Here is a 10,685-nt window from a genome sequence, read left to right on the forward strand (position 1 = left end):
TTCTTAGCCACTGAAACTGACAGGAATTAATAACCACTTTAATAGAACCCAACCTTAGCCAAATAAATAGCCCTAGCCAGCAAAATATTAACAAAGAGCCAGCAAGGCCTCACCCACCAAAACACTAGCAACCCCTATGCGACAATCCGCCACAGGTATAAGCCACACAGCTACGATATACTGACCCGCACCATTCACCAGCACAGATACTTAGCATGTTCGGCAACACCCCTACTGCACTCTCACTTACCGCCTCTGCCGCCAATTTACAGCGCCTGAACATTATTCGCCTCATTGTATTAGCAGGCATAGCAGCAGCACTGGCCTACCTACAGCTGCAGCAAGCACAAGATATTAGCCTGTATACCACCCACAGCATTATTGCCTCGCTATACGCCCTAGTGGCATGCGCCACCGTGCTGCGCTTGCGCCAAGCCTGGCCGGTGACCGACTTAGAATATTTTTTACACCTGCTTACGGACGTCAGCATTATTTCTGGCTTGTTGTATTTAAGTGGCGGCGCCAGTAATCCTTTTGTTTCCTATTTTTTAGTGCCGCTGAGTATCTCGGCGGCGATTTTACCCTGGCGTTATACCTGGATTATTGCCGGTTACTCACTGGCCGCGTACAGCCTAATGTTATTTTATTTTGAGCCCCTACCCACTACCGTCATCGACCACAGTCATCACGGTAGCAGCAGCTTTAACCAGCACATATTGGGCATGTGGTTTAACTTTTGTTTAAGCGCCGCCGTTATTACCTACTTCGTAGTAAAAATGGCCAACACCTTAAGGCAAAGGGAAAGCCAATGGGCCAAAGAGCGTGAAGACACTTTAAGAGACGAACAAATACTGGCGGTAGCCACCTTAGCCGCAGGCACTGCCCACGAACTGGGCACGCCACTATCGACCATCACCGTATTAGTAGATGAAATAAAAGCCGATAACGCTAACAACCAGCAGCTACAAGAAGACATACAGTTATTGCAGCAGCAGGTTAACCGCTGTAATCATATTTTAAAAAATCTGGTCAACACCGCCCAAGTACACAGTCAAAAACAACAGGAGCAAGTGCTACTCAGCGACTACCTAGAGCAACTGCTAAGCCATTGGCAGGTGATACGCCCCAACGCGCAATTTAATTTCACCAGCCAAGCGGGTACCGCGCCTACCACTCTAGTCGACACCACCCTGGAGCAAGCCATTTTAAACCTACTCAATAATGCCGCCGATGCCAGCCCGCAAACCATAGCCATACATTTAAGCTGGAACGCGCATCACTACACCCTAAGCATACGCGACCATGGCCCCGGCATTAGTGCTGAAATAGCCGAACAAATGGGGCAACCTTTTATTAGCACCAAAGGCCGCGGCCTGGGTTTAGGTTTATTTTTAAGCCATGCCACCGTGCAACGCTATGGTGGTAACATAGAGCTGCACAACCACCCCCAAGGTGGCACCGTGGCTGAACTCAACATCCCTTACAACAATAACGAAGTAACAGCGTGAGTAATACAACCGAGCAACGCCATATTTTATTAGTAGACGACGACCCTCAATTTACCGTGGTAATGAGCCGCGCCTTTCAGCGGCGCGGCTACAGCGTTAGCATTGCTCACAACAGCAGCGAAGCCCTCAATTGCATAGCCCAGCAAAACTTTCAGCGCGCTGTAGTCGATTTAAAAATGGATAAAGAATCGGGCTTACAACTTATCCCGCAATTAAAAGCCGCCCAAGCTGACATGGATATAGTAATGCTAACCGGCTATTCCAGCATCGCCACCGCCGTGGAGGCGGTAAAACTGGGAGCACTTAACTACCTGTGCAAGCCCGCCAACATAGAGGAGATTTTAAAAGCCTTTGGCGATAGCGAGACACAACCAGCCATACCCGATCAACCCCACTCAGTAGACAGGCTGGAGTGGGAGCACATACAAAAAGTATTACAAGAAAACAACAATAATGTATCGGCAACTGCTAGAGCACTGGGTATGCATAGGCGCACTTTGCAAAGAAAATTACAAAAAAAACCGGTTAAGCGCTAACGCGCAGCCGCAAGAGGCAAGAGGCAAGAGGCAAGAGGCAAGCTCATTGTCACTCCGGTGAAAACCGGAGTCCAGCAAAGCAAACAGTATTTCGCCAGCCACAAAAAAAGCCAAGCAAATGCCTGGCTTTTTTCACTTGCAGCTTAAAGCTTGCCGCTTGTCACTAATCGCAAAGCGATTATTAAAAGTGCGCGTTAATGCCTATACTCAAATAATTCACATCTTCTTCAATAACTGTGAATTCAGCTTCTACAGACACATGCTCAGCTCTATAGCCCAAGCCAATGCCTACCGATAAACCGGTATCATCTTCTGAGGCGGCCTCTTCAGACAACATGCCGCCTTTTAATTTTAAAAAGATACCATTATCTGGATTATAAGCCCGGTAAACAGCATAAATAGCAGTAGTATCAAAGTCTTCGGTACCGCTCACTGAACCCCAGTACGTATCATAACTCCAATCTAAGTCAGCATTATTACGCTCAAACTCTACAGCCGCTCCGTTGGCAAACTCCCAACCCAGTAAAAAACCTCTTGGGCTTTCTACGTCTATGTCATCCACGTCCGAACTCATGTTACCTGTTTTAAAACCCAAGTAAAAACCTTCATAAGATTTTCCAGACTCTTCGGCCATAGTAAAACTTGAAACGCTAGCTAGCGCGGCAAAAGAAAGGGGCGCAAGTATATTTTTCATACAATTCCTCTGTATTTATATTGTTAAGAGCGCGCATGATATCAGCTAAGAAAAATAATACAGCCATTTTATTTTGTGAATTATTCACACTTTTTAACGCCCACAAAAAAGCCAAGCAAATGCCTGGCTTTTTATTTTTTACTTGCAGCTTAAAACTTGCCGCTTGCAACTAATCGCAAAGCGATTACAAAATATCTCTACCTTTATCGGCCGCTATGCGTAAACGCAAGGCGTTCAATTTGATAAAGCCTTCGGCATCTTTTTGATCGTAGGCGCCGGCGTCGTCTTCGAAGGTGGCGATTTTTTCATCGAACAAGCTATCGGGTGAGCGACGGCCCACAACGCTAACCGAACCTTTATAGAGCTTAACGCGCACATCACCGTTAACCACTTTTTGTGATTCATCTATAGCGAGTTGTAGCATTTTACGCTCTGGGCTCCACCAGTAACCATTGTAAACCAACTTGGCGTAGCGAGGCATTAACTCATCTTTTAAGTGCGCTGCTTCTCTATCCAAGGTGATGGATTCTATACCGCGGTGCGCTTTCATCATAATAGTGCCAGCAGGAGTTTCGTAACAGCCGCGTGATTTCATACCTACGTAGCGGTTTTCTACGATATCCAAACGGCCTATACCGTTTTCGCCGCCTACTTTGTTTAAGTATTCCATCACTGTAGCAGGGCTCATGGCCTCGCCATTAATGGCAACGATGTCACCTTTTTCATAAGTGATTTCTAAATAAGTAGGCTGATCAGGAGCCTGCTCTGGCGCTACCGTCCAGCGCCACATATCTGGGTCTTCCGCTTCCCACCATGGATCTTCCAAGTTGCCGCCCTCGTAAGAGATGTGCAGCAGGTTGGCATCCATAGAGTAAGGGGATTTCTTTTTGGCGTTGGCGTAGTCAACGGGGATCTCGTGCTTGGCGCAGTAGTCCATTAGAGTTTCACGCGAAGTTAAGTCCCATTCACGCCAAGGCGCAATCACTTGAATGCCGGGCTTAAGTGCATAGGCACCCAGCTCAAAACGCACCTGGTCATTACCTTTACCGGTAGCACCGTGAGAGATAGCGTCAGCGCCAGTCTCGTTAGCAATTTCTATTAAACGCTTGGCAATAAGCGGGCGGGCAATAGAGGTGCCCAACAGGTATTCACCTTCGTAAATGGCATTGGCGCGGAACATGGGGAATACGAAATCGCGGGCAAACTCTTCGCGTAGGTCATCGATGTAGATTTCTTTAATACCCATAGCCTTGGCTTTGGCGCGGGCGGGTTCTACTTCTTCACCCTGGCCTATATCGGCAGTAAAGGTGACCACTTCGCAGTTATATGTCTCTTGTAACCACTTAACAATCACGGAGGTATCTAAACCACCTGAGTAGGCTAGCACTACTTTTTTAATATCTGACATGTAAGTCTCCACGCCTTTGGGCCACACACAGCGGTTGCTGCGCGGGGCTGAGAATAAATTGGGGCAAGTTTTTGCGAGCGCGTATTCTACTGGGGATTGGCGCTAAAGGCCATGCCTAGCGGGGCTTTTAACAAGGGCTACACAGCCACCTAGAGTTCGGTGCGTTCTAGGCGTATGGTCACGCGGCGGTTAAGCCTGCGAGATTTGGCGTCTTTATTTTTAACTATGGGGTAGCGCTCACCGTGGTAACGGGTGGTGATTAAGCTTTCGTCTATGCCCTTGGCCACCAGGTACTTGGTTACTGCCTCAGCGCGTTTTTTGGATAAGTCTAGGTTAGCTAAGCGCCGCCCCATATCATCGGTATGGCCATCCACAAAAAAGCCCGTCACCGAAGGGTCAGCTTTCACATAATGCACAATGGTATCTAAACGCTTAATTGAATCGGGCGTTAACTCCCAGCGAGCGCTGGCAAAACGTAGCCGCGACTTAGCAATTTGATCAAAATTAACCGGTAGCAGGGTTGCCAAACACTTGCGGTACTCTTGGTAAGACTTGCGGAAGTTAATTGACGACAACCCCACATGCACCCGCTCGGTGTCGCTATACCAGGACTGGCGGGTAAATACCGGCGTCATGCCCTTATCCAGCTCAGTCAATAACTGATTGGCCTGCGTGGCCTTTAACTGCACCGGGCGATTGCTATCGTTAACCGGCACATAGCCCAATTGCTGGCTGGGCCTGGTCTCATCCCATACCGGCGGGCTAGACACCAATAAAGCCTTGCCTGTTTTCATGGTTTTGCGGGTGGGAGCCAAAAAGAACTTTTGCTTTTCACCAGCTCGATACTGAAACACCGCATCGCCATAAACCGGTATAGGCTGCCACATGCGGCATTCAAAGGGGGAGAGCTCAAGATTCCACTCCGCACTAGCCATGGGCGCAGCATACTTTATCGCCCAGCCCTGCAGGCTAGTCGTTAGTAGTATCAACACCCATAACAATTGTTTAAGCAACACGGCCAACCTCTTTAAACCCGCTAACAGCCATAAAAAGCCTAAGTAAGTATGGGCCTAAATCCACACGCCAGGCCCAGCATTAAGGTTAATATCGACCAAATGGCCAAATTCTTTACCGTCTAGCTAGGCATTTCTTTAATCAAAGCCGCTATTCCGGTAGCATTCGCGCATTGATGTAATAAGGCCCATACCATGACCACCCTAGAAATTACCCGCCCCGATGATTGGCACGTACACCTACGCGACGGCGCAGCCCTAGCTGACACCGCCCCCGCCATGGCCCGCTACTTTGGCCGCGCCATTATTATGCCCAACCTGGTACCACCGGTAATGAACGCCAGCCAAGCGTTAGATTATAAGGCGCGTATCAATGCCGCCCAGGCCGACAGCCCCAGGCAGTTTGAACCGCTAATGGTGCTATACCTCACCGACAACACCACCGCCGAGGATATACGCGCCGCTAAGCAGGCCGGTGTAGTGGCCTGTAAGCTCTACCCAGCTGGCGCCACCACCAACTCCGACTCGGGCGTAACCGACATTAAAAAGCTCTACCCCGTATTACAGGCCATGCAAGAGCAAGGCATATTGCTACTGGTACACGGTGAAGTCACCGACAGCCACATAGACATATTCGACCGCGAGCAGGCCTTTATAGAGCGCACCCTGCAACCACTGGTGAGCGACTTACCCAACTTAAAAGTAGTGCTGGAGCACATCACCACCAAAGATGCAGTAGAGTTTGTTAGCAACAACCCCGGTAATGTGGCGGCCACCATCACCGCCCACCACCTACTGTATAACCGCAACCATATGCTGGCCGGCGGCATACGCCCCCACTACTACTGCCTGCCTATTTTAAAGCGCAATATTCACCAGCAAGCGCTAATCGCGGCCGCCACCAGCGGCAACCCACAGTTTTTTCTGGGCACAGACTCAGCGCCACACATACAAGGCAATAAAGAAACCAGCTGCGGCTGCGCCGGATGCTACACCGCCTATGCCGCGATAGAACTGTATGCCGAAGCCTTTGAACAGGCGGGCGCACTAGACAAACTAGAAGCCTTTGCCAGCCACTTTGGCCCCGACTTTTACGGCCTGCCCCGCAACAGCGACACCATCACCCTAAGCAAGTCGCCTTGGCAAGTGCCAGCGCAACTCAGCCTAGGTGGCCAGCCACTAATACCGCTATGCGCGGGCGAAACCCTGCAATGGCAAGTAAAACCCAAACTCGCCTAAACCCATTAGCTCATAAACGCGCCCAACAACCTTAGGAAACTCTGTGGAAGACAACAAAAAACACCCCCTGGCAGAACGCTTTCGCGGCTTTTTGCCGGTGGTGATCGATGTAGAAACTGGCGGCTTTAACTGCCGCACCGATGCCCTGCTAGAAATAGCCGCCACCACCCTCACAATGAACGAGGCTGGCGAACTCTGCATTGATGAAACCTTCGACTTCAACGTAGACCCCTTCGAAGGCGCCAACTTAGAGCAATCCGCCCTGGAGTTTACCGGCATAGACCCGCACGACCCCGAGCGCGAAGCCGAACCCGAAGAAATGGTATTCCCCGACCTGCTGCAACTGATACGCGCCAAGGTCAAAGCCCACGACTGCACCCGCGCCGTGCTAGTAGGCCACAACGCCCACTTCGACCACGGTTTTGTGATGGCCGCCATAGAGCGTTGCGGCATAAAGCGCAACCCCTTTCACCCCTTCTCTATGTTCGATACCGCCACCTTATCGGGGCTGGCCTTTGGCCAAACCGTACTAGCCAAAAGCTGCGTGGCAGCGGGTTTAGAATTTTGTAATACCGCCGCCCACTCAGCGGCTTACGACACCGAAAAAACCGCTGAACTGTTTTGCTTAATCGTCAACCGCTGGAAAGACTTAGGGGGTTGGGACTTGGCGCTAACTGCACAGGCTGGCTATACCGAAGAAACCGCCACCGCCGATAGCGAAGAGCGCTAAATAGAAAAAGGGCCTATATTTTTGGCCCTTTTTTTATGGCGTGGCTGGTGGGTTATTTGTTTATTGGCGATATGGGTATAAACAAGGGATTGAATCCGTTTATTTACAATAATGGCATTGCTAATAAAAATTAAGCGCTAATAAATCAACATATTGCGAGCAGCGCTAATTAGTATTCTGTAAATAGCACGCGGTTAAATAAATAGAGCTGATCTACCTACTTACAAAAGTGTGAATATTACTGCTTCTATCTGATTGATGTTAAATGGGAATTGTGGATACTGGCAGGAAAATAATTCAAACCAAGGGAATGGGTATATATGGATCTGTTCCACTTAATAAGCTGTTATGCTTCTATAGCGAGATAGGATGATCGAAAAAGTAACGTCTCTAATTTTAATACTGATTGGCTTATGTTTAATCGCATATTCAATTTATATTTGTATCGCCAAAGATATCCTTATCTCACAAACTGAAATACTTTCAGGTATGGTTATTACTTCAGTAGGCATAGCTATTTCTGCCGTAAACGACAAAAGAAAAAGGCACTAACTAAAAATTTATGAATATCGTAGTAAACCAAAGCATAACAAGCATGGGCTGTGGAAAACCACTCAGCCTTCGGCTACGTGTTTTCAGCAGCCATGGGCGTTATGTGACTAGGAGATATCTTGAGCCCAATATTTGAAAATGCACTAGATTCATTGAAAGTCGGCATGCAGTTCTATATGTCGGGGAATCAGTATAGTACAAGAAAGCATGCGATCTTAACCGTTTTTCATTCAATAGAATTGATGCTTAAAGAGTACCTTTATCAGGTTAATCCAATTTTAATCTATAGAAATATTGATAAAAAAATTACCGACAACTCAGCCACTGTAGGTTTCTCTGAGATTCTTATTAGGTTAGAGAACCTAAATCTTGGAATTCCAGAAGAGCAAGCAAAAGCAATAAGAAACCTGCAATCGAAAAGAAATAGGATTGAACACCACCGATACGATCACGAAGATGAAGACCGAGAGTTAATCTCACAAGCTTTGAAATTCATACTGTATTTCATGGAATTTCAACTCCAAAAGTTGCCTGAAGGATTGATTGAGCCAGAGCTGCTAGAGAATATTAGAGAGTTGGTCACAGATTACAACGAAAGGCACGGTGTGGCAAATCATAGGCTTGAAACATGGTTAAAAGAAAAATGGCCTGAATGGAATATTGAGGAAGAGAACACTCCTGAGGAATTCATCGGAACAGATACGTGCCCACAATGTCGCCACGAGTATTTGGTCATGGAGCAAAAAGACGAACCGTACTGCTTTTGGTGTTGCCGGGGTATACCCGCTGAATACTGCGAAATTTGTGGCCAAACAAAAATTGAAGGCGTGCCTTGCTGTGAAGATTATGAGCCACACCTACGAATCGTCACATAATCGGGTAAGGACTGGTATCTAACCAGCCCTCCCCACAACACCCTGCATGCGGGTCCGCACAGGGCGTTTCACTAAGAATGGTGAAGCTTAATCCATCCATCTCGCAGCTAAGAGATTAAAGGGGTCGTAACGATTATTTTTCATACAGCCCTATAATGCTTTAGTGCCTCAAACCCAATAACAATTGCAAAAGGAATTTGCGATGCCAAGAAAAACACGGATGTACATACCCGGAATTAAAGGAGTCGTAACGATTATTTTTCATACACCCCTTCATGCTATAGTTATACAACCCCAATAACAATTGCAAAAGGAATTTGCGATGCCAAGAAAAACACGGATGTATATACCCGGTATACCAGCCCATATCGTGCAACGGGGCAATAACAGAGATGCCTGTTTTTTTAGCGATGCTGATTATCAGTACTACAAAACATTATTAGCGGAAGGTTTAAAACGCTACGGCGGTTTTTTACACGCGTATTGTTTGATGACTAACCATGTGCATTTGCTCATCACACCTTGCTATGCCGATAGCATATCTAGAATAATTCAGCATGTTGGGCGTCAATATGTGCAATATATTAATAAAACGTACAAACGCAGTGGCACTTTATGGGAGGGCAGGCATAAAAGTAGCCTAGTTGATGCAGAGCACTACTTGTTACTCTGCTATCGCTATATAGAGTTAAACCCTGTGACGGCCAATATGGTTCAGTCACCTGAGCAATATCCTTGGTCTAGTTATAGATCCAATGCTTTAGGTGAGACTGATGAACTCGTGAGCGAGCATGCCAGCTTTGCAGCATTGGCTAATACCAAAGCGGATAAGCACTTGCGTTACCGAGCTTTGTTTAACGTGGCACTACCTGATCACGATGTGCATCAGCTTCGTGAAGGCCTGAAGAAGAACTTTCCTTTAGGAAATAATCGGTTTAAGGCGCAAGTTGAGAGCGCCCTTAATCGTAAAATTGGTACGGGCAATAGAGGCAGGCCACGGCTAGACTCTGTATAAAAAATAATCGTTACGACCCCTTTTAAAGATGAGCATTGTTGAGATAGTCACCTTATTTACAGTCATGGTAGCCCTGGCGCTAATTCCCAGTACTAGCGTCGCTTTGGTGGTGGCGCGAGCATCCATGGCAGGTTTTTTAAGCGGCGCTGCTGTGGCAGCTGGCATCGTTGTTGGCGACCTTATTTTTGTTATTTGCGCTGTTTTGGGTATGGCCGCATTAGCTGAGGTGATGGGGGAGCTTTTCTTAATAATGCGGTATTTGGCAGGTATTTATTTGATAGGGCTTGGCATAAACCTTATCAATTCGAAACCTTTACTGCCCGCGAAGAGTCCAAGCTCAACATTATCAGCTAGCTTCCTTTCTGGCCTGATCGTCACCCTTGCTGATGTTAAAGCGATATTTTTTTATGCCAGCTTATTTCCAGCTTTTGTTGACCTAACCACGGTCAGTTTATCAGAGATACTAATACTTATAGCGCTGACCATAGTAGCAGTAGGCGGCGTTAAGTTGGGTTACGCCTATTCCGCCAATAAATTAGCATCGCTGTTCACAAACACTAAAACACAGCGCACATTTAAACTTGCAGCCGGCAGCTTGATGGCTGGCATTGGCGCGTACCTATTAATAAAGGCATGAGCTAATATATAAGCAATGGCTTCCCCCCCCCAAGATAATTTAACCAGCCACAAAAAAGGGCCGATCACTCGGCCCTTTTCTTTGGTGTGACCCCAAAAGAACGGACACTTTTCAAATGAAGTAATTGAGAGGTGTTTATGCAATACAAACCCAATAAACGATACACGGAGGCTTTTCGGCTTGAAGCCGTCCGGCGCTCTATTGAAACCCCTGGTACGCTGGCTCAGCTTGCGGTTGATCTAGACATTAACATTGGTCTACTGCATCGTTGGCGTAGAATTTATTTATCCGACAATGACATGCTGGTAGCCCCCTTGAAGAAAACACGCCCCCCTGAAAAAAGCTACAAGACCCTTGAGGCCGAAAATCGACAACTCAAAAAGCAGTTGGAACGCGCTAAGACGGATGCTGAAATCCTAAAAAAGGCGCAGGAGTACTTCGCGGAACAGCGTCGGAAAGATTCCTCTTCATAAAGAAT

Annotated in this window: 11 protein-coding genes; 8 read left to right on the plus strand and 3 right to left on the minus strand. The window is 47.4% G+C overall.

What is annotated here, in order from left to right:
• Nucleotides 1-215 precede the first annotated feature (215 nt).
• Both NO559_RS02380 and NO559_RS02385 read left to right on the plus strand, forming a co-directional pair.
• Nucleotides 216-1,508: an ATP-binding protein gene (locus NO559_RS02380; RefSeq protein ID WP_258330172.1), complete on the plus strand. Its 1,293-nt coding sequence runs from the start codon at nt 216-218 to the stop codon at nt 1,506-1,508.
• Nucleotides 1,505-2,044: a response regulator transcription factor gene (locus NO559_RS02385; protein ID WP_258330173.1), complete on the plus strand. Its 540-nt coding sequence runs from the start codon at nt 1,505-1,507 to the stop codon at nt 2,042-2,044. The genes NO559_RS02380 and NO559_RS02385 overlap by 4 nt, the downstream gene beginning before the upstream one ends.
• Nucleotides 2,045-2,225: 181 nt before the next feature.
• On the opposite strand, the gene NO559_RS02390 is transcribed toward NO559_RS02385, so the two are convergent.
• The 3 genes from NO559_RS02390 to NO559_RS02400 form a co-directional block, all read right to left on the minus strand.
• Entirely contained in the window at nt 2,226-2,738 is a 513-nt protein-coding gene (locus NO559_RS02390; RefSeq protein WP_258330174.1) for a porin family protein, read from the minus strand.
• 184 nt (nt 2,739-2,922) lie between these two features.
• The gene (locus NO559_RS02395) at nt 2,923-4,146 is read right to left on the minus strand and encodes an argininosuccinate synthase (RefSeq protein WP_258330175.1); all 1,224 of its coding nucleotides are present in this window, start codon (nt 4,144-4,146) and stop codon (nt 2,923-2,925) included.
• Nucleotides 4,147-4,295: 149 nt separating this feature from the next.
• Nucleotides 4,296-5,162 carry an OmpA family protein gene (locus NO559_RS02400; protein WP_258330176.1) on the minus strand — a complete coding sequence of 289 codons (867 nt, stop codon included), beginning with the start codon at nt 5,160-5,162 and terminating at the stop codon, nt 4,296-4,298.
• Between the two features lie 192 nt (nt 5,163-5,354).
• Between NO559_RS02400 and pyrC the strand changes: the two genes are divergently transcribed.
• The 6 genes from pyrC (at nt 5,355) to NO559_RS02430 (ending at nt 10,680) form a co-directional block, all read left to right on the plus strand.
• Nucleotides 5,355-6,398, plus strand: a complete 1,044-nt coding sequence (gene pyrC, locus NO559_RS02405; RefSeq protein WP_258330177.1) for a dihydroorotase — start codon at nt 5,355-5,357, stop codon at nt 6,396-6,398.
• Between the two features lie 43 nt (nt 6,399-6,441).
• Entirely contained in the window at nt 6,442-7,128 is a 687-nt protein-coding gene (rnt, locus tag NO559_RS02410) for a ribonuclease T (RefSeq protein WP_258330178.1), read from the plus strand.
• Between the two features lie 671 nt (nt 7,129-7,799).
• On the plus strand, nt 7,800-8,555 hold the full coding sequence (locus NO559_RS02415) for a hypothetical protein (protein ID WP_258330179.1): 756 nt from the start codon (nt 7,800-7,802) through the stop codon (nt 8,553-8,555).
• 322 nt (nt 8,556-8,877) lie between these two features.
• On the plus strand, nt 8,878-9,570 hold the full coding sequence (locus NO559_RS02420; RefSeq protein WP_258330180.1) for a transposase: 693 nt from the start codon (nt 8,878-8,880) through the stop codon (nt 9,568-9,570).
• A gap of 28 nt (nt 9,571-9,598) precedes the next feature.
• Nucleotides 9,599-10,207 (plus strand): LysE family translocator, encoded by a 609-nt coding sequence (locus NO559_RS02425; RefSeq protein ID WP_258330181.1) that lies wholly within the window; start codon nt 9,599-9,601, stop codon nt 10,205-10,207.
• A 137-nt stretch (nt 10,208-10,344) separates the two neighbouring features.
• Entirely contained in the window at nt 10,345-10,680 is a 336-nt protein-coding gene (locus tag NO559_RS02430; protein WP_258330182.1) for a transposase, read from the plus strand.
• Nucleotides 10,681-10,685 lie beyond the last annotated feature (5 nt).

Source organism: Dasania sp. GY-MA-18 (genome assembly GCF_024734385.1).
Classification (GTDB): domain Bacteria; phylum Pseudomonadota; class Gammaproteobacteria; order Pseudomonadales; family Dasaniaceae; genus Dasania; species Dasania phycosphaerae.